This window comes from Chryseobacterium sp. (genome assembly GCF_022869225.1).
Lineage (GTDB): Bacteria > Bacteroidota > Bacteroidia > Flavobacteriales > Weeksellaceae > Chryseobacterium.
Genome location: NZ_JALIHL010000001.1, coordinates 4,188,940 through 4,207,564 on the forward strand (window position 1 = coordinate 4,188,940; position 18,625 = coordinate 4,207,564).

General features: G+C 39.0%; 20 protein-coding genes and 2 pseudogenes. 16 read left to right on the forward strand and 6 right to left on the reverse strand.

The features are described from left to right. Window positions 1-6: 6 nt before the first annotated feature. Window positions 7-1,161, forward strand: coding sequence for a M12 family metallopeptidase (locus MUW56_RS19575; RefSeq protein WP_292014774.1), 1,155 nt, complete (start codon window positions 7-9; stop codon window positions 1,159-1,161). 767 nt (window positions 1,162-1,928) lie between these two features. Continuing rightward, window positions 1,929-2,435 (forward strand): DUF1062 domain-containing protein, encoded by a 507-nt coding sequence (locus MUW56_RS19580; RefSeq protein WP_292015448.1) that lies wholly within the window; start codon window positions 1,929-1,931, stop codon window positions 2,433-2,435. Window positions 2,436-2,557: 122 nt separating this feature from the next. On the opposite strand, the gene MUW56_RS19585 is transcribed toward MUW56_RS19580, so the two are convergent. Further along, entirely contained in the window at window positions 2,558-3,484 is a 927-nt protein-coding gene (locus MUW56_RS19585) for a Dyp-type peroxidase (protein WP_292015449.1), read from the reverse strand. Between the two features lie 209 nt (window positions 3,485-3,693). On the opposite strand from MUW56_RS19585, the gene MUW56_RS19590 reads away from it, so the two are divergent. The 13 genes and pseudogenes from MUW56_RS19590 to MUW56_RS19650 all read left to right on the forward strand — a co-directional run bounded on the left by MUW56_RS19590 (window position 3,694) and on the right by MUW56_RS19650 (window position 12,840). Beyond that, window positions 3,694-4,443 carry a sulfite exporter TauE/SafE family protein gene (locus MUW56_RS19590; RefSeq protein WP_292014775.1) on the forward strand — a complete coding sequence of 250 codons (750 nt, stop codon included), beginning with the start codon at window positions 3,694-3,696 and terminating at the stop codon, window positions 4,441-4,443. A 19-nt stretch (window positions 4,444-4,462) separates the two neighbouring features. Then, entirely contained in the window at window positions 4,463-4,705 is a 243-nt protein-coding gene (locus MUW56_RS19595) for a MoaD/ThiS family protein (RefSeq protein WP_292014776.1), read from the forward strand. A 149-nt stretch (window positions 4,706-4,854) separates the two neighbouring features. Next, the gene (locus MUW56_RS19600) at window positions 4,855-5,271 is read left to right on the forward strand and encodes a molybdenum cofactor biosynthesis protein MoaE (protein WP_292014777.1); all 417 of its coding nucleotides are present in this window, start codon (window positions 4,855-4,857) and stop codon (window positions 5,269-5,271) included. Window positions 5,272-5,318: 47 nt separating this feature from the next. Continuing rightward, window positions 5,319-6,209, forward strand: a complete 891-nt coding sequence (gene fdhD, locus MUW56_RS19605; protein ID WP_292014778.1) for a formate dehydrogenase accessory sulfurtransferase FdhD — start codon at window positions 5,319-5,321, stop codon at window positions 6,207-6,209. Window positions 6,210-6,321: 112 nt separating this feature from the next. After that, on the forward strand, window positions 6,322-6,696 hold the full coding sequence (locus MUW56_RS19610) for a GxxExxY protein (protein WP_292015450.1): 375 nt from the start codon (window positions 6,322-6,324) through the stop codon (window positions 6,694-6,696). 284 nt (window positions 6,697-6,980) lie between these two features. Continuing rightward, a pseudogene (locus tag MUW56_RS19615) lies at window positions 6,981-7,200 on the forward strand (GxxExxY protein). 286 nt (window positions 7,201-7,486) lie between these two features. Next, a pseudogene (locus MUW56_RS19620) lies at window positions 7,487-7,706 on the forward strand (GxxExxY protein). A 119-nt stretch (window positions 7,707-7,825) separates the two neighbouring features. After that, window positions 7,826-8,176, forward strand: coding sequence for a hypothetical protein (locus MUW56_RS19625; RefSeq protein ID WP_292014779.1), 351 nt, complete (start codon window positions 7,826-7,828; stop codon window positions 8,174-8,176). A gap of 22 nt (window positions 8,177-8,198) precedes the next feature. Further along, window positions 8,199-10,595, forward strand: a complete 2,397-nt coding sequence (locus MUW56_RS19630) for an FdhF/YdeP family oxidoreductase (protein WP_292014780.1) — start codon at window positions 8,199-8,201, stop codon at window positions 10,593-10,595. Window positions 10,596-10,608: 13 nt separating this feature from the next. Then, on the forward strand, window positions 10,609-11,094 hold the full coding sequence (locus MUW56_RS19635; protein ID WP_292014781.1) for a molybdopterin-dependent oxidoreductase: 486 nt from the start codon (window positions 10,609-10,611) through the stop codon (window positions 11,092-11,094). Between the two features lie 26 nt (window positions 11,095-11,120). Continuing rightward, on the forward strand, window positions 11,121-12,038 hold the full coding sequence (locus MUW56_RS19640; RefSeq protein ID WP_292014782.1) for a bestrophin family protein: 918 nt from the start codon (window positions 11,121-11,123) through the stop codon (window positions 12,036-12,038). Between the two features lie 25 nt (window positions 12,039-12,063). Then, complete coding sequence (locus tag MUW56_RS19645) at window positions 12,064-12,609, forward strand: DUF488 family protein (RefSeq protein WP_292014783.1); 546 nt, start codon at window positions 12,064-12,066, stop codon at window positions 12,607-12,609. Window positions 12,610-12,621: 12 nt separating this feature from the next. Further along, complete coding sequence (locus tag MUW56_RS19650; RefSeq protein ID WP_292014784.1) at window positions 12,622-12,840, forward strand: DUF2945 domain-containing protein; 219 nt, start codon at window positions 12,622-12,624, stop codon at window positions 12,838-12,840. A gap of 1 nt (window position 12,841) precedes the next feature. On the opposite strand, the gene MUW56_RS19655 is transcribed toward MUW56_RS19650, so the two are convergent. The 5 genes from MUW56_RS19655 to moaA all read right to left on the reverse strand — a co-directional run bounded on the left by MUW56_RS19655 (window position 12,842) and on the right by moaA (window position 17,355). Then, on the reverse strand, window positions 12,842-13,882 hold the full coding sequence (locus MUW56_RS19655) for a HesA/MoeB/ThiF family protein (RefSeq protein ID WP_292014785.1): 1,041 nt from the start codon (window positions 13,880-13,882) through the stop codon (window positions 12,842-12,844). A 64-nt stretch (window positions 13,883-13,946) separates the two neighbouring features. Beyond that, entirely contained in the window at window positions 13,947-14,552 is a 606-nt protein-coding gene (locus MUW56_RS19660; RefSeq protein WP_292014786.1) for an NTP transferase domain-containing protein, read from the reverse strand. After that, window positions 14,530-15,009 carry a cyclic pyranopterin monophosphate synthase MoaC gene (gene moaC / locus MUW56_RS19665; RefSeq protein ID WP_292014787.1) on the reverse strand — a complete coding sequence of 160 codons (480 nt, stop codon included), beginning with the start codon at window positions 15,007-15,009 and terminating at the stop codon, window positions 14,530-14,532. Before moaC ends, MUW56_RS19660 begins: the two co-directional genes overlap by 23 nt. Before the next feature lie 154 nt (window positions 15,010-15,163). After that, window positions 15,164-16,366, reverse strand: a complete 1,203-nt coding sequence (locus MUW56_RS19670) for a molybdopterin molybdotransferase MoeA (protein WP_292014788.1) — start codon at window positions 16,364-16,366, stop codon at window positions 15,164-15,166. A 2-nt stretch (window positions 16,367-16,368) separates the two neighbouring features. Then, the gene (gene moaA, locus MUW56_RS19675) at window positions 16,369-17,355 is read right to left on the reverse strand and encodes a GTP 3',8-cyclase MoaA (protein WP_292014789.1); all 987 of its coding nucleotides are present in this window, start codon (window positions 17,353-17,355) and stop codon (window positions 16,369-16,371) included. Window positions 17,356-17,685: 330 nt separating this feature from the next. On the opposite strand from moaA, the gene MUW56_RS19680 reads away from it, so the two are divergent. Then, the gene (locus tag MUW56_RS19680; RefSeq protein WP_292014790.1) at window positions 17,686-18,546 is read left to right on the forward strand and encodes an AraC family transcriptional regulator; all 861 of its coding nucleotides are present in this window, start codon (window positions 17,686-17,688) and stop codon (window positions 18,544-18,546) included. The last annotated feature ends 79 nt before the right edge of the window (window positions 18,547-18,625 follow it).

The following is an 18,625-nucleotide window of genomic DNA, read 5'->3' on the forward strand; positions in this document are numbered from 1 at the left end:
ATGACCATGAAAAAAACATTTTTTTTAATTATGTCAGGAATAATGATGCTTTCCTGTAAAGATGATATGGACGGTAATTCCAGCTTAAGCGGACCTGCCGGAAACACATCAGAATTTATTACCCTTAAGTCAGGTATTGTAGTGGAAAAGAGAGGAGATGATTATATATTCGGTGGGGATATGATCCTGTTTCCGTCTCAGCTCAAATCCCTGGAGGAAAACGGGAACCTGACCGGAGGAAGCAATATTCCCAAAGACGGAGCTGATACCAGTCTGCATCCTGCTTTCAATATCCCCTTATCGGAAATGAACATGGAAGGAGGAAAAATTGGACAAAAAAATGTGGGAATCAATGCCGATCCCTACAGATTATGGGCCATGGTGAGATTTACCTATGGACCTAGTATACTCAATCATCCCAATAAGGATTTTTATCAGGCCAGAATCAGACAGGCATTACAGCATATTCAGGCAACCACCAATGTAAGATTCTATAATGCTACCGGCCAGCCTACCGTTGATCCTACATGGGGATTTGCTTATCCTTATATTGAGATCAATTATATCGGAAGTGCATCAGCAAGTTCCTCTTCGCATATAGGAAGAAATCCTGCCGGAGGAAAACAGGAATTGAAACTGGCCGATTTTGCTTTCCCTACATGGAATCCGGCGGATGTCTCCACTATTGTGCATGAACTGGGTCATGCGATAGGGATGATGCATGAGCAGAACAGACCTGACAGGGACAATTATGTGAATATCAATAATGCAAACCTGACGAATCAAGGTAAATCTCAGTTCCAGAAAGTTACAACCAATTATTCTTATTTTGGATCTTATGACTTTAGCTCTATTATGGGGTATGATTCATTCACTTCATCTACCGATCATGTCTATAACATTTCAGAGCCTATGTATACCCGAAAAGATGGAACTTATATTACACCGAGTAATACGCTGACTGTTCTTGACAGGATCTGGTTCAATAATTATCATTTGCCATATATCGCGAGATCAGATGTTTACAGGGAATTAGATGATGTGGTATATAAAACTGATAATACGGTGATGACAGCTTCTGAAAGGCTTCAGCTTCAGGCACAGCTTAATAACGGAAATCCGAACCCACCTGCCGGAGGCCGTATCCCAAATAATCTCTGATGTATTTAAAGTAAACAATATAATCGAAATCTCCCGGAAGCCAGAGCTTCCGGGAGATTTTTTTGAAAGTTATCGTTGCTTTTCCAATACCATTGAGTAAGGCGTAGAGGTAGTAATCTGTACCATCTTGATTGATATTTTAATACAGTAAAGTTCGTTTGAAATAGCAAACCCAATTTTGTTGTACAGTTCAATTTTTGTTTGTTGTATGGCTCAATGTGTTTTTAAGATGAAGAGGTTTCTGTTTACATAAAAAACAGATGTTTTATGTTTAATGTTCATTATAAAGTTGTAAAAGTGAAAAAAAATGAACTGTTTTCTAGTGTTTTTGACAAAGATTAGCTATTTTTACTTTATATAAACAGCTCACGTTTTGAGAACAACTCTTACACCTAGTTTAGCTTAGGATCAGCCTTCATAACCACAGGCTAATCATTCTTTCGTTCAGGTACGTCTGCCTGAACAGGTTTTCATTTAATCATATTATTCATTGTATTGCTTTCAGAGGCAATGGCATCCGGTATTTCAGTTTACCGATCTTTATATTTGATCGGATGCTGTCGTAGCCCATCCATACCTGATCTCTCTTTGCTGCTGAAGTATTAACGGGAATAATCTGTAAAACTTTAATAAAGAATAATAAGCACGATTATAGAGTAATGAGTCAGGAATATGTATGGGAGGTAAAAGCTAAAAATACTCCCCTTTTAAAGAAGAAATGCAATCATTGTGACAGTGGCAGGTTTTACTGCAGTGAGAAATTCAGAATGAATGCGCAAAAAAAGAATATTGATATATGGTTGATTTACAGGTGTATAAAATGTAAAAACACATATAATATGACTCTGTTTTCACGCACCAGAAAGGAGTCAATAAGCAAGGATCTCTTCAGTAAATTTTCGGAAAACAATGCAGAAACAGCCTGGCACTATGCATTTTCCCTTGAAATGAGAAGGAAAAATAATGTTGAGCCAGATGCAGAAAGCGTGGAATATGATATCAGATATCCTCCGGTGGAGGAAATCCTCAATTTTGATCATGAAGAGGCAACATTTACAATTAAATATCCTTTTGAGTTTAATCTTAGGGTTTCATCTGTTGTCAGAATAGGATTGAGCCTTTCAGCAAGGCAGTTAAACAGGCTGTTGGAACTTAATGCGATTTCTTTTCAGCAGAAACCTTTACAAAAGAAGCATAAGGTTAAAAACGGAGATATTGTTAAGGTTAATATAGAAAAACTAAGAAGTATACGCTGTGAGAATCCGCAGCAGTAATGATAAAGATAGCCTTGATTTAAAACAAAGCTTTCTCTGTGAAATGGGCTGTCTTTTTAGGCAGCCCATTTCCTATAGATCCTTATTCTTTGGATACTTTCGATAGAGAAAGCCCGTATATTTTATGACGAAAATTCATCTAACATATCTGCTGAAGGAACAAAAAATAAAGTCCCTGTTTGAGCAGTGCTGAAATCTAGAATCCGGTCATAATTTCCCGGTGGATCACCGATAAACATATTGGTCAGCATCCTTTCTACCGTACTGAATCTGCTTGCATAGCAAATGAAATAAGTCCCCATTTCATTTGTAGAAACATTTCCAAACGGCATATTGTCTCTCACTACTTTAAAATCATCCCCTACATTGGCTAGTGCTATATGTGAATTTTTAGGTTTTACCTCATCATCCATTTCGATATCCTGCTCCTTTGATCTTCCGATTACTTTTTCCTGATCTTCGACAGAAAGAGATTTCCAGGCATCCAAATTGTGGATATACTTCTGGACAAAAAGATAGCTGCCTCCTGCATACTGAGGATCCGTATCCCCGATAATGGCAAAGTGATCGCGGTCTTTTCCATGAGGATTTTCAGTGCCGTCTACAAATCCTAAGATAGACCTGCTGTCCCAATAGCGGAATCCCTGAATTTCAATAATACAGTCTGCGATTTCCTTCATAAACCCTGAGACTGTGGAAGCCATATCATAAGCCAGGCTTTTCTCATCTGCACGGATGTGGAAGTGTAGATCACCCCTCGTACTTACTGCGGTATGTTGACTGCCTTTTATCTCTTCAAATTTCTTAAATTCCTGAGGGAGAGGACTAGGAAGCTTCAGTTGTAACCAGGCTTCATATCCAATGCCCAGTACACAGCTCGCTTTTGAATCCGGAAAACGGTCAAGAGCAGAGTTATTCAGATTGATGACCAGTGCACAGATTCTCTGAAAAACTGATTTAATTTTTGCAGGATCTGCATCCTGTCTGAAATTCCAGACCAGAAAATAGGTGTTATTGTTGGGATAGTCTGTGACATTTTGAGAATTCATGTTTTTTTGTGCTTCGTTTACTGACATTATAGTGGTTTCTAATGAATCAAATTTAATGAATGATACCCGTACTCCCTTACTTTGTCTTTAATATAAACAATTCATGACATTTTTTTCACAGATTACAGCATAGACTTTTCTATCATATCCCACTAAACAAGCGGTAAAATGAGTATTATTGTAATAAAATTAACCTGCAGTAAAATAATATGGAACATTGGGAAATCTTTCTATTCTTTTTGATGATCGCTTTTATATATTCATCGGTAGGATTTGGCGGAGGTTCCAGCTATCTTGCGGTACTGGCAATGTATAATCTTCCTTACCAGGAAATACGGTTGACAGCACTGATCTGCAATGTTATCGTAGTTGCCGGCGGTGTTTATATTTATGTTAAAAATAAACAGATTGACTGGAGGAAAGTAGTTCCTATCACTCTGATAAGTGTTCCCATGGCCTATTTAGGAGCCGTGTTAAAAATAAGCCAGGAGACTTTTTTCCTGATTTTAGGCATTACACTGATCATAGCTGCCGTTTTGTTATGGATGAAAACGGAAACTAAAAAGGACCCGAAATCTTTACAGAACCCGAAATCTTCATTACTTGGAAATAGTTTTTTAGGCGGCGGTATTGGCTTTCTGTCAGGGCTCGTGGGAATCGGAGGCGGAATTTTTCTTTCCCCCTTACTCAATTTGATGAAATGGGATACTCCCAAAAAAATAGCCGCGACTTCCAGTGTTTTTATACTGGTAAATTCTGTATCAGGTATTTTCGGACAGGCATCAAAGCTAACTGTAGATATGGACCTTTTCCGGATTCTGAGCCTGTGTATTGCTGTTTTTGCTGGCGGACAGATCGGTTCAAGGATGTCATTGAAATGGAATCCTTTGATTATAAAAAGAATGACGGCTGTACTTGTTTTGGTGGCCGGAATAAATGTTTTAATAAAATATTGGTAAATCATTTTAAAAAATAAAAATGAAACTTAAGATATTGGCTTTTGGAATCACGAAAGATATTTTCGGAACTTCAGAAAAACAAATAGAGGCAGAGAGCGGCCTGAATGTAGGCGAATTAAAAAACAGGCTGGAAGAAGATTTTCCGGAGCTGAAAAACCTGAAGTCCTACTTTATTGCGCTGGATGAAGAATATGCGGAAGATGATCAGATCGTAAGCAGTACACACGAAATTGCTATAATCCCCCCTGTAAGTGGCGGATAAGCTGCCACAAATATCCTGATAGCATTTGGCATGGATGGGAAAATTATAAGAAAACGGCTATCAGAATGTATGATAGTAATCATGCTGTAAGAAGCACCCATATACTGATAAAAGAACCGTGCATTTTGTGGAATTAAAATACAGATGAAGTGATTGATATAAAAATAACAGAAAATAAGCTTGATATTACAGCATGTCTTACTATGGCCCAAGATCTCGGTAGTGGAGGTATTGCAACATTTATAGGAACAGTCCGTAATATCACGAAAGGAAAGCCCGTGATCCGCCTGGAATATGAATGTTACCGGTCTATGGCCACAAAAGAAATTCAGAAAATAGCAGATCAGGCTGTTTCGTTATTTTCTGTTCGTAATGTAGTCGTTCATCACCGTACAGGAGTTTTGTTTCCCGGTGATGCAGCGGTAATGATTGTGGTTAGCAACGGCCATAGAGACGCTGTTTTTGATGCATGCCGTTACATCATTGATACCATCAAACAAACAGTTCCTATATGGAAGAAAGAATTTTTTGAAGATGGTGAAGAATGGGTGTCTGCTCACCCGTAATTTGAACTGCGAAATTTCGTATATTTACTATACCAGATCATTCAGACATGAAAACCAATAGAGTAGAAAACAAATCTGTACGGCAGATTGATATTGTCAAGGTAAAAGAAAGCAGCAGTTTTCCTTACACCGATGATATCTCTGTAGAAGAGCCTCTGGAAATCAGAATTTCTTATGGTGCTAAAGATCAGAAAGAAACTAAGAACATATCGGTAACCATGAGAACTCCCGGAAATGATGCCGAACTGGCTGTTGGTTTTCTATTCACAGAAGGAATAATTTCCGGATACCATCAGATCAAAAGGGTGACAAATCCGGAGAAAGAATGCTCCAGAAACCGTGACAATATCATTGAGGTGGAATTTGTGGATGATTGGGTTCCCCGGCTGATGAATGCAGACCGGAATTTTTACACCACGTCCAGTTGTGGAGTATGTGGGAAAAGTTCTATTGAATCCATTAAAACGGTAAGCTCTTTTCAGCACGCTGAAAGAGCGCAATGCAGCCTGACACTTGAAGTCTTGTATCAGCTATCAGAGAATTTACAGTCTTTTCAAAATAACTTCAGTGCGACAGGAGGCATTCATGCCTCAGGAATTTTTGATTGTGGAGGAAATTTACTGGCCCTAAGAGAAGATGTAGGAAGGCACAACGCTTTGGATAAACTGATAGGGCACGCATTGTTCACGGAACAGCTTCCTCTTAAAGATACCATTTTAGTATTGAGTGGAAGAGCCAGCTTTGAACTGATTCAGAAAGCAGCGATGGGAGGAATTTCCATAGTTGCTGCCATAGGAGCTCCATCCAGCCTGGCTGTAGATTTGGCAAAGGAATTTGATATGACTTTGCTTGGATTTCTTCGGGATAACCGGTTTAATATTTATCATGAAAGCACCTGCCACGAGATTATAAAGAAAAAATCGCCACGAATACACTAATAAAAAGATTCGTGTATTCATGGCAAAAAAATATTTGTGTAGTAAAATTAAATTAAAATGCTTACCATAAATGCAATTGATTTGTGTGTATTTACAGCTATAAAAACAAATGATGGAAGATTTAGTTTATAAACAAGAATCCTATGTAATAATTGGGGTCTGTATGGAGGTACATAATAATCTGGGCTCAGGATTTTCGGAGATCGTTTATAAAGACGCTTTGGAATATGAAATGAAGCAGGCCGGTATTGTATACGAAAGAGAAAAAGAATATTTCGTTACTTATAAAGGGACTGTACTTCCCCATAAATTTTATGCTGATTTTGTGGTGTTTGATAAAATAATTTTGGAAGTGAAAGGTCGGTCAGATATCGCAGAAGGACATATTGCACAGGCCATTAATTACCTAAAAGTATCAGAAAATAAACTGGCATTGATCGTCAATTTTGGAGAAATAAAGCTGAATTACAAAAGAATTGTTTTATAACCGCCACGAATTCACTGAAAACAATCGTGAATCTGTGGAAAAAAATTGTAAAGAGACAAAAATATAACATGAACTACATTTGAAAAAACAGTTGCCACGAATACACTAATAAAAAGATTCGTGTATTAGTGGCAAAAAAATATTTGTGTAGTAATATTATAGTAAAGATTAAATTAAAATACTTACCATAAATGCAATTGATTTGTGTGTATTTACAGCTATAAAAACAAATGATGGAAGATTTAGTTTATAAACAAGAATCCTATGTAATAATTGGGGTCTGTATGGAGGTACATAATAATCTGGGCTCAGGATTTTCAGAGATCGTTTATAAAGACGCTTTGGAATATGAAATGAAGCAGGCCGGTATTGAAAGGTCGGTCAGATATCGCAGAAGGATATATTGCACAGGCCATTAATTACCTAAAAGTATCAGAAAATAAACTGGCATTGATCGTCAATTTTGGAGAAATGAAGCTGAATTACAAAAGAATTGTTTTATAACCGCCACGAATTCACTGAAAACAATCGTGAATCTGTGGCAAAAAAAATTGTAAAGAGACAAAAATATAACATGAACTACATTTGAAAAAACAGTTGCCACGAATACACTAATAAAAAGATTCGTGTATTCGTGGCAAAAAAATATTTGTGTAGTAATATTATAGTAAAGATTAAATTAAAATGCTTATCACAAATGCAATTGATTTGTGTGTATTTACAGCTATAAAAACAAATGATGGAAGATTTAGTTTATAAACAAGAATCCTATGTAATAATTGGGGTCTGTATGGAGGTACATAATAATCTGGGCTCAGGATTTTCAGAGATCGTTTATAAAGACGCTTTGGAATATGAAATGAGGCAGGCCGGTATTGAAAGGTCGGTCAGATATCGCAGAAGGATATATTGCACAGGCCATTAATTACCTAAAAGGATCAGAAAATAAGCTGGCATTGATCGTCAATTATGGAGAAATGAAGCTGAATTATAAAAGAATTGTTTTATAACCGCCACGAATTCACTGAAAACAATCGTAAATCTGTGGAAAAAAGAGCGAATCAAATGTTCATGACCAACTCTTTCATTAATAATCATATCATTAGCAGCTAAAAACAGAAATAAGCAAATGAAAATAAGAATAAAAGACAACTCAATAAGATTTCGTTTAACCCAGTCAGAAGTTTCAGAATTAGGAAGAAACGGAATTGTTTCAAGCTGTACAGAGTTTGTGGACAGACCATTTATTTATGCAATAGAAAAAACAGAGGACAAAATACTGTCTGCTGCCTTCATCGAAAATAAAATCGTAATGAAAATGCCCGAAGCAATGGTTGAAGAGTTGGTATCCACAGATACTGTAGGCTTTGACGGACAGGCAGGAGTGGTAAAACTCCTGGTGGAAAAAGATTTTGTATGCCTGGACAATACCCAGGAAGATCAAAGTGACAACTATCCTAATCCCAATCTTATATGTTGATCATATTACAAAATAAAAGGTTATGGAAGAAAATAATAAAAAGAAAGAAATAGAAGAGGAAATCAGCAGAGAGCCCAATGCTGAAAATCCTTTTACTTTACTGGACCTTAAACTTACGCATGTAGAGAAAGCTGCCGCGGGAATACCGGCTGTAATGGCGGCTTTTAGTGATTTATTTGAAGAAAAAACACCTGTCCGGGGAATGAGGGCTTTATTCAAAATGAATCAAATGGGCGGGTTTGACTGTCCCAGCTGTGCATGGCCTGATCCTGATGATGAACGCTCAGTTCTGGGAGAATATTGTGAAAATGGAGCAAAAGCGCTTGCCGAAGAGGCAACCACTAAAAGAGTGACTCCGGAATTTTTTAAAGAGCACTCGGTTTATGATCTTGCCCAATTGGACGATTACCAGATCGGGAAAATGGGAAGGCTCACACACCCTATGTATTTAGCACCCGGAGCTACACACTATGAGCCGATCAGCTGGGACCATGCTTTTAAAAAAATAGCTGAGCATTTTAATGCATTGGAATCTCCGGATGAAGCTGCTTTTTATACTTCAGGACGTACCAGCAATGAAGCATCATTTGTTTATCAGCTCTTTGCAAAAGAGTTTGGAACCAACAATATGCCCGATTGTTCCAATATGTGCCATGAGACCTCCGGATCTGCTTTACGGCCAACCATAGGAATTGGTAAAGGTACAGTAACTCTTGAAGATTTCTATGATGCCGAGGTGATCGTGATCATAGGTCAAAACCCCGGGACCAATGCTCCGAGAATGATGAGTGCTTTGGCAAAAGGCAAGAATAACGGAGCTAAGATCATTGCTGTAAATCCGCTACCGGAAGCGGGATTAATGGGATTTATTAATCCACAGAATGTAAAAGCCATTCTTAAAGGCGGTGTTCAGCTTGCAGATCTGTATTTACCGGTAAAGATCAATGGTGATATGGCTTTATTAAAAGCACTTGAACTGCTGTTAATAGAATTTGAGAAAAAAAATCCGGGCCAGGTTTTCGATGAAAATTTTATCAGGGATAAAACGGTAGGATATGATGATTTCATGAAGCAGTTTGACCATTATCAACTGGATGAACTGGCTGCGCTTTCGGGAGTTTCTAAAGAAGCTCTTTATGAAGCTGCAGAGATGATTGCATTTAAAAAGCGCATTATCATCAGTTGGGGCATGGGACTTACACAGCAGCCTAATGGAGTAGATATGATTCGGGAAATACTCAATATACTTTTGCTTAAAGGAAGTATAGGCAAGCCGGGAGCGGGAGTCTGTCCTGTGCGTGGACACAGTAACGTACAGGGAAACAGGACCATGATGATTGATGAAAAACCTACCAATGAGCAGCTTGACCGTCTTGAAAATTTCTATGGTTTCAAAGTCCCCCGCCGACATGGATATGATGTGGTGCGTGCCATAAAAGCAATTCATGAAGAAAAAGTAAAAGTCATGTTCTGTATGGGAGGTAATTTTCTGTCTGCAACACCAGATACTACCTATACCGCAAATGCATTGAGAAAACTCAATCTATTGGTCTGTGTTTCAACCAAGCTGAACAGAGGACATCTTATTCATGGGAAAGAAGCCCTGATCCTGCCCACGTATGGACGCAGTGATAAAGATATTGTCAATGGAGAAATTCAGATCATAAGTACAGAAAACTCAATGGGCGTGGTTCAGAGCTCAAAAGGAATGCTGGATGCAGTGTCAGATCACCTGATCAATGAAACTCAGATTGTGTGCCGTATGGCAATGGCTACCTTAGGAAGCAGGTCTGTCATAGACTGGCAGCGTTATCATGACAGCTATGATGCCGTAAGGGATGATATTGAACAGTGTATTCCCGGTTTTCAAGACTATAACATCCGCGTAAGGCAAAAAGGGGGATTTTATCTTCCCAATGCAGCAAGAGACGAACAAAGCTTTTCTAAAGAGCTTGGAGGACGCGCCCCGTTTACTGTAACCGAAATACCGGATAATACACTCGCCTCTGATGAATATATGATGGCCACCACCCGTACACACGACCAGTTCAATACCACTATTTACGGATTAGATGACCGGTATCGCGGTATTAAAAATGAACGCAGGGTGATATTCATGAATCAGCATGATATTGATAAAGCAGGATTTAAGGCAGGAGATAAAGTAGACCTTTACAATTATGATGACGGGATAGAAAGGATTGCCCCTTTATTTATCATTGTTTCTTACCAGATTCCGGAAAAAAATACAGTGACCTATTTTCCGGAAACCAATGTCCTGGTTTCTGTGAATAATGTAGTGAAAGAAAGCAATATGCCGGCTTCTAAATATGTTAAGATTAAAATAAAAAAACACGACCCGGAAGTGTATAAAAAAGTAGATAAAATGCTCTATAGGGCAGCTGTTCAAAAACCGTAATGATTCCTATGATATGAAGAAAATACTGCCTTTGGCATTTTTATTAATTTCCGGCTGGGTATGGTGTCAGTCAGGGTTTAGACTTAAAGTGAATGGAGAAGTTTCAACACCATTGGAACTGAGTCTTGCAGATTTGTCAAAAATGCCCCGGAAAAAAGCCTCATTAAAAGATAAAGACGGAAGTATTCATGTGTACACCGGGGTTTCAGTACAGGAAATTCTAGCGGAAGCAGGAGTTCCATCCGGTAAAGAGCTCCATGGTGAACATTTATCAAAATATCTGCTGGCAAAATGTACGGACGGCTATCAGGTATTATTTTCACTGGCAGAATTAGAAGCTTCCATTACAGATAAAAATATAATTGTAGCGGATACTGTTGACGGGAAACCGTTGCCGGAATCAAAAGGACCGCTGCGCATCATTGCTGAAGGGGAGAAGAAACCTGCGCGAAGCTCTTACCAACTGGAATCTTTAATCATAGGACAAATTAAAAAATAATTTTCAAAAGACTTTACAAAAACAGTATGATTATCAGGAAGAAGGAACATTGGTTCAAAATGCTTTTTGTCTGGCACGGTTCCGTATTACCGGGGCTGCTGCCCCGTCTTTTTTTACTTTTTATTCTATCCCTGGGCGTAGTTTATCTGCGTGGAACTATTTTCTCTTTTAAAGTTCCGCTTAATCCTGCCCCATTGACTTTATTCGGTTTTGTGCTCGCTTTATTTTTAGGATTCCGGAATAATGCAAGCTACGAAAGGTTTTGGGAAGGCCGCAAACTATGGGGAGCTCTATTGAATACGGCACGGTCATTAACCCGCCAGGCTCTTACGCTGAAAAATTTGAAAGAAAGCAGCGTTTCTGTTTCTTATTTTATTCAGCTGCTGGACGCTTTTATTTTTGCATTGAAACATCAGTTGAGAGGAACAGATGCCTATGAAGATTTAAAAAACAGGCTTCATGAAGATCATCTGAAAACTGTTGCAGCATCCAAATATAAGCCGGCTGTTATTATGCGGCTGTTGGCGGAATGGGTACAGCACGCAAAAGATGAAGACCACATAGATTCCATTCAGCAGGGCCGTTTTGATGAAAATTTTGATAAGCTTTCGGATATCTTAGGAGGCTGTGAAAGAATTGTTTCCACGCCGATTCCTTACAGTTACCGGGTTTTATTGCACCGTACGGTATATATTTATTGTTTTCTGCTGCCTTTTGGGCTTGTAGATTCACTGGGCTGGTTTACTCCTCTTATTGTTGTATTTGTAGCCTATACGTTTGTGGCATTTGAGGCGATTGCCGATGAAATTGAAGAACCTTTCGGAACAGAAGCCAACGACCTGGCACTTAACAGCATGTGTGTGATGATTGATGAGACGATTCACGAGATGGCCGGACAAAAGATTGCCATTTCTCCAAAAATGACTCAGAATATTATAGACTGATGCATCTTTAAAAAATATACTGTATATGAAGATCTCAGATAACCCGGTTATTTATACCATTGGACATTCAGTTCATAAGCTGGATTATTTTATTGAACTGCTGCATTCATTTGATATCAAAGTTTTGGCAGATATCCGGAGATTTCCGGGTTCAAAAAAATATCCGTGGTTTACTAAAGAAAACCTGGAAAAGATATTGCCGGAAAATAATATGGATTATATTCATTTTGAAGAATTGGGAGGCCGGAGAAAAGTGCAGCCCAATTCAGTAAATAGCCGATGGCGGAATGAATCCTTCCGGGGATATGCCGATTATATGCAAACCGATGACTTTATAAAAGCAGCTGGAAGGCTGGAAAATATTGCGCTGGAAAAAAGAACCGCTTTTATGTGCTCCGAGTCGTTATGGTGGCGCTGTCACAGATCCATGGTTTCCGATTATCTTAAAGCAAAAGGCTGGAGAGTGGAACATATTATGAACATCGGTAAAGCAGAAGAACATTCCTACACTTCACCTGCAAGGGTCAGCAATGGGCATGTTTTTTATTATGACGAAAGTTTATTTGATTAAAAAATACAACGGATGGGAACAAAATTCAACATAGGGGATAGGGTAAGCTGGAATTCTGAGGCAGGAAAAGTAACGGGAACCATTATTGCAATTCATATAAAAGATTTTGATTATAAAGGATATACACATCATGCCAGTGAAAGCGGCCCGCAATACGAAATCAAAAGTGACAGATCTGATCATATTGCGGCTCATAAAGAGTCCGCACTTACGAAAATATCCTCTGTGTAACCTATTGCGGTAGTTTACCTATTCCGTTTTTTAAAGAAAATACGGTCTTTTCAGGAAAAGCTTTTTTTATTTTTCTGGCTGCTTCCGCACTTCGTTTTCCGGATTGGCAGTAAATGACGATAGGTTGTGAAATTGTAGAAATTGCATGAAAATGATCCTGCAGCTTTTCCAGGGGAATGTTTTTTCCTCCCATATTGAAATTCAGATGTTCCTGCTCTGTCCGCACATCAAAAATTTGAAAATTTTCCTGATCCTGCATAAGCTGTTCCATTGTGATGGCCTGAATAGTCAGGGGAAGTTCTGTAATTTGAAAGTCTGTTTTCTTTAACTTGATAATCTGTGTTCTGCCGCTCATGACATTCATCATCCACAGTTTTCCGGCCAAAATATCTTCCGATCCGGTTAAATATTTAATTGCTTCGTTGGCCTGCATACAGCCTACCACTCCTGCCAGGGTAGGAATTACGCCTCCCTCTCTGCAGTTGGGAACCTGGGATTCTTCCGCATTCGGGAAAACATCACGGTAATGAGGTGAATAAGTACCGTCTTTCTGTAAAACATTCCATATACTTACCTGGCCTTCATGCTGGTAAATCGCCCCATAAACCAAGGGTTTTCCAGCCAGAACACAAGCATCATTCAACAAACATTTGGTTTCAAAATTATCCGTTCCTTCAATGATCAGATCAAATTCTGAGATCAAATTCATGATGTTGGAAGCAGAGACTCTCAACCGGTAAGGGATCACAGCTATAGAAGGGTTCAGGTGCCGTAATTTTCTCGCGGCAACCTCCACTTTTGGTGATCCGATGTCATCCTGGCTATATAAAATCTGGCGGTGAAGATTGCTTAGGGAGACTGTATCATCATCTGCAATACCGATTGTTCCTACGCCTGAAGACGTAAGATATTGTGCGGCAGGACAGCCAAGGCCTCCCATACCGACAATCAGAACTTTGGCATTTTCAAGTAATTTCTGGGAAGGAATGCCAAATCCGGGAAGAGCAATCTGGCATTGATAGCGTTCAAACGGGTTACTCATAATTATTTTTTTTAGCCATTGATTCACAAATGTTTGCGTAAATTCCATTTGTGCATTCAGGGCATTACCTCTTTAATATTTTCTGTGCCTTCAATGCATCCTCAGGGGTATTCACATTCATTAAAGCATCCGGGTTATCCGGTTTTAAAATAAGGGTATCACTATTGATCAAAACCTTTCTCGGGCAAGTATTTCCCTGTCCCAGAAAATTCAGCAATAAAGGATAGCTTTTCGGTTCCCAGATCGTGATCAAAGGCTCCGGTAATCCGTCAAAAGGGCTTTCATAAGTGGTAGCGGCTTTTTCCGGATCTCTTGATGCTATTAAAAAATCCAGTGATTTTTTGTCCAGCAGAGGAAGGTCGCAGGCAACCACCAGCCAGGCTTTATCCCTTTGCGCGCGCAATGCAGAAAGAATTCCTCCAAAAGGTCCCATATTCAGAAATGTATCTGTAAGGAAGTTGTAATGGGAATCAAAACTTTCCATCTGATCCTGCCTGCAGGAAATAAAAACTTCATCACAAAATGGAGCCAGAAGATCAGCCGCAAAATACCGCTGTTCCTTTCCATGCCAGTTCAGCAGATCTTTTGCCGTACCCATTCTTCTGCTTTTTCCACCCGCGAGAACGAGACCGTTGACCGGCGGTATATTATAATGTTCTTTTGAAATCATTTTTTCCACCGCTTTTTTCGATTAATTTAACTTCTTTAATGGTAATATCATGGCTTAACGCTTTGCACATATCATAAATGGTTAATGCCGCGACAGAAGCTCCTGTAAGCGCTTCCATTTCCACACCGGTTTTAGCTTCGACGCTTGCAGTACATTCAATCACAATTTCGTTTTTATCATTCAGTTCTATTTGTAGGTTGCACTTATCCAGCCCGATGGGATGGCAAAGCGGAATGAGCTCACTGGTTTTTTTGGCACCCATAATTCCGGCTATAATGGCAATCTGGAAAACAGAACCTTTTTTTGTTTTGAAATCATCCTGCTGCAATGCTTCCAAAACGGTATCAGGCAAAGAAATAATTGCTTGCGCAACTGCTTTTCTCCGGGTAACTTTTTTATCACCTACATCTACAATGGCAGGCTGTCCGTTTTTATTTAGATGGGTAAATTCTGACATATATATTGTTTTTTCGGCCACTTTTCACAAATATATTTAGAAATTTCATTCGTGCCTTCGTAGCGTTTATTTTTCATTTCCCTGGGCTTTAGCCACAAGTACACGACTATTTTTAATTTGTCTATTCATATTGGTGGGCCAGCGGTTCTTTTATTTAAAAATTATATTTCCATATTCTGTAAACTTCATCTTTTCTGAAAAGGTTTTGCTCCAAAGGAAGCTCTATAAAAGCATGGGTGTCGGCGAGGTGAGAAAAATCTCCGGAACCGTTCGTGTTCACGGATTCGGCAGTCAGCTGCCCTGATGGATTTACCTTAAGCCTGACCTGTGCAAAATATTGAAGTGAAAAAGGAAAATCGATTTCATTCTGCAAAACCGCAAACTGGGGTGAAATGTCGGAAATCGCTAGAGATCTTTCCAGCCACGGAATACAATAGCGGTGCAGGCACATCAGGACAGAAACCGGGTTGCCGGGAAATGCAAAGACAAGCTTTTGATGCTGGCTTTTACCAAACCAGAAAGGCTTTCCGGGTCTCTGCTTTATTTTATGAAAGAGTTTTTCAATTCCAAGTTCTTCGCATGCTTTGGGTAAATAATCAAATTTTCCCATAGAAACGCCGCCACTCATAAGAAGAACATCATATTCGTCAATACAGCGGGAAAGTTCCTTTTTGATCTCATCGTAATCATCATTAAGGTGGAGTAGATCTGCATTGATGTTGTATTTTTTCAAAACGGCCTGTATGGTAATTCCGTTTGAGCGTCTCAACTGAAACGGGCTGGGAACAGATTCTGGACTTACCATTTCATCCCCAGTAGAAATAATGATGATCCTGGGGAGCTTTTTTACAGAGAGGGTGGTTTTACCAATCGATGAAGCGATTCCGATGATCGCAGGAGTAATTAACTGATGGGCTTTTACAAGGATTTCCCCTTCTTTTTTATCCCTTCCTTTACCATGGATGTTTTGTCCTTTCTTTATATCGGTATGAACACCAGCCATTCCATTACTGATGGAAATATCTTCATAACGGATAATGGTATCTACCGAAGGATCCAGGGCGGCACCCGTCATAATTTCGATACATTCCGTTTCCGTATCAATAGAGATGGGTGGCTCCCCGGCAGATTGCACGGCTTTAATTTTAAAGAAACGGCAGCCTTTTTCATAAGCACTATAACGGATTGCAATTCCATCTACTGTAGGCCTGTCGAAAGGAGGCAGATCACGATCTGCAGTGAGATCCTCTGCCAACACTCTTCCTAATGCACTGTTATAAGAAATATCTTCTCTACCAAAATCCTGTGTTTGGGAAAGTATAATATCTTCTGCCTGCTGTACGGTAATCATTTCCATAGTTATCCTCCTATTGTAGCCATAGACTGATGAAGCGATGAAGCTGCAGTATTCAGTTTTTCAGCTTCCCATCCGTCTTTGGGTTTCTTTTGTATACTGTTGATAATTATATTTTTGAGCTCTTCATCTGTAGCCCCGGACCGGAGCTTATCTTTTACATTGATACCGCCGCCTTCATACAAACAGTTTCTCAGCATACCGGAAGGAGTAATCCGGATTCTGTTGCAGTCTCCGCAAAATGAACGGGTATACGCAGCAATAATGCCGATGTCTCCTTCGAAACCGGGTATTTTATAATTGTATGATGTTGAACTTTTTGGGTCTGCTATTTTTTCTATTTCAGGGAAATGTTCTTTGATATGCTGGTAAATCATCGGGTAATTCCATTTCAGTGATACCTCAGTAAGATTCCCGTTGAAAGGCATTTCTTCGATAAAACGTACATCTACCGGAAGCTCTTTTGTAAGCTGAACCAGAGGAATAATATCCTCTATATTCCGGCCATCCATTACTACGGTATTGATTTTTACTTTGATATCATGCTGCAATAAGGCGTCTAATGTGTTCATGACCTTATCAAAGCTTTTCCGGCGGGTGATGTTGAAAAAGCGTTCTTCATCCAATGTATCAAGGCTGAGATTGACGGATTTTATTCCAAACTCTTTAAGCTGTGGAACATACTGATGGGTGAGAAGACCATTTGTGGTTATGCTGAGATCAGTAAGCCCTTCCAGATGTGATATTTTTTCAATAAGTGAAATACAGTTTTTCCTTACAAAGGGCTCACCTCCTGTTATTCTGATTTTATCAATGCCGAGTTCCGTGAAAACAGAACATATCCTGATCATTTCTTCATCAGTCATCAGCTCGTTTTGTTTGATCCATGTAAGGCCACTTTCCGGCATACAGTAGGTACAGCGGAGATTGCACCGGTCTACAACGGCCAGTCTTAGATAATTGATAGGTCTTCCGAATTGATCTGTTAGCATGTTTACTGGGGACTAGAACCTTATACAAATATACTTATTGTTTTCCCGACAAGCCAAAAATCTCCATGCTGAAAATGAATGCTTGCTAATGATGGTAAAAAGGCTTAAAAACGAGAAATTCTGAGGTTTCAACAAGGGTTTTGAGATTTTCCGGTTGTATTATTCATGGATCACCTGAATAAAATGGTATGAAAAGATGATATTCTTTTCACGATTTCCGATATTTTTGAATGGGCATAACGGTGTATTTTTGCAGGATGCAGGTCATTTAATCAGGTATATTTTATACTTTAGTGTACAATAGTAGTTTTGCATTGAAAAAGTAAATATATGATAATAGATAAAAGGTCGATCAATAAGGATTCGGTAGAGAAGGTATTTAACAAAGGAATAGATGTTGTTTTTCAGGATGGAGTCAGTGCTGAATCATTAAATTATTTTCCGGAAAACTCTTTTACGATTATTTTACTGGATGAATGTGACCGGGGAAAGTGCATCACAGAACTCAATACCTATGATTTAAAGGCCAGGCAGCTGTTTATCCATCTTCCCAGGAGAGCGTACAAATGGTCTCTCCCTCCGGAAACCCTTGGCAGGAGGCTAATTATCAATGATGCTATCCTTAAAACATTTTCTCCCACCCTTACATATACTTTCTCCTCCTATAGCAAGTATGAAATGATAAACCCCGATGATGAAACTTACCACAGATTCAGCATTGAATTTAATGCTATAAGGAAAGAAATTCTTGCAGAAGTTGTTTTCCCGGAATTGATCAATGCACGCGTAAGGCTTTTAGCGCTGATCATTAATTTATGGGTAGAACATGCCTATGGCAAGAAAGCGCTGAATACACCTGATAATTTTGCTTTCCGTTTTCATATGCTGGTCGATAAATATTATAAAACCCAAAAGAATGTGGCATTTTATGCTAAAGAATTGTGTATCACCCCTAATTATTTAGGCGTGATTTGTAGAAAACAATATAAAATATCACCTTTAGAGTTTATCAAGGAAAGAATTATCCTGGAAGCTAAAAACTTACTCCACAGCTCGGATAAATCAATTAAAGAAATTGCTTTTGAACTGGGATTTCAGAATTTTTCCCACTTTTCCTATCTTTTCAGGATAAAGACAGGGTTAACGCCTAAGGTTTACCGGAAAAAATTAGAAAATACAGATCCTGCTTAAAAATAATAAACAAATCTATGGGCCGGCCGGGACACAAATGCAGTTTCTGAATGAATAAGTTCCCTGGCAGTGAGCTGTA

Excerpts from the sequence above, each read along its gene's own strand:
- MUW56_RS19575 (WP_292014774.1), top strand. The coding sequence starts at position 7 with ATGAAAAAAACATTTTTTTTAATTATGTCAGGAATAATGATGCTTTCC.
- MUW56_RS19580 (WP_292015448.1), top strand. The coding sequence starts at position 1,929 with ATGAATGCGCAAAAAAAGAATATTGATATATGGTTGATTTACAGGTGT.
- MUW56_RS19585 (WP_292015449.1), bottom strand. The coding sequence starts at position 3,484 with ATGAATTCTCAAAATGTCACAGACTATCCCAACAATAACACCTATTTT.
- MUW56_RS19590 (WP_292014775.1), top strand. The coding sequence starts at position 3,694 with ATGGAACATTGGGAAATCTTTCTATTCTTTTTGATGATCGCTTTTATA.
- MUW56_RS19595 (WP_292014776.1), top strand. The coding sequence starts at position 4,463 with ATGAAACTTAAGATATTGGCTTTTGGAATCACGAAAGATATTTTCGGA.
- fdhD (WP_292014778.1), top strand. The coding sequence starts at position 5,319 with ATGAAAACCAATAGAGTAGAAAACAAATCTGTACGGCAGATTGATATT.
- MUW56_RS19610 (WP_292015450.1), top strand. The coding sequence starts at position 6,322 with ATGGAAGATTTAGTTTATAAACAAGAATCCTATGTAATAATTGGGGTC.
- MUW56_RS19625 (WP_292014779.1), top strand. The coding sequence starts at position 7,826 with ATGAAAATAAGAATAAAAGACAACTCAATAAGATTTCGTTTAACCCAG.
- MUW56_RS19630 (WP_292014780.1), top strand. The coding sequence starts at position 8,199 with ATGGAAGAAAATAATAAAAAGAAAGAAATAGAAGAGGAAATCAGCAGA.
- MUW56_RS19635 (WP_292014781.1), top strand. The coding sequence starts at position 10,609 with ATGAAGAAAATACTGCCTTTGGCATTTTTATTAATTTCCGGCTGGGTA.
- MUW56_RS19640 (WP_292014782.1), top strand. The coding sequence starts at position 11,121 with ATGATTATCAGGAAGAAGGAACATTGGTTCAAAATGCTTTTTGTCTGG.
- MUW56_RS19645 (WP_292014783.1), top strand. The coding sequence starts at position 12,064 with ATGAAGATCTCAGATAACCCGGTTATTTATACCATTGGACATTCAGTT.
- MUW56_RS19650 (WP_292014784.1), top strand. The coding sequence starts at position 12,622 with ATGGGAACAAAATTCAACATAGGGGATAGGGTAAGCTGGAATTCTGAG.
- MUW56_RS19655 (WP_292014785.1), bottom strand. The coding sequence starts at position 13,882 with ATGAGTAACCCGTTTGAACGCTATCAATGCCAGATTGCTCTTCCCGGA.
- MUW56_RS19660 (WP_292014786.1), bottom strand. The coding sequence starts at position 14,552 with ATGATTTCAAAAGAACATTATAATATACCGCCGGTCAACGGTCTCGTT.
- moaC (WP_292014787.1), bottom strand. The coding sequence starts at position 15,009 with ATGTCAGAATTTACCCATCTAAATAAAAACGGACAGCCTGCCATTGTA.
- MUW56_RS19670 (WP_292014788.1), bottom strand. The coding sequence starts at position 16,366 with ATGGAAATGATTACCGTACAGCAGGCAGAAGATATTATACTTTCCCAA.
- moaA (WP_292014789.1), bottom strand. The coding sequence starts at position 17,355 with ATGCTAACAGATCAATTCGGAAGACCTATCAATTATCTAAGACTGGCC.
- MUW56_RS19680 (WP_292014790.1), top strand. The coding sequence starts at position 17,686 with ATGATAATAGATAAAAGGTCGATCAATAAGGATTCGGTAGAGAAGGTA.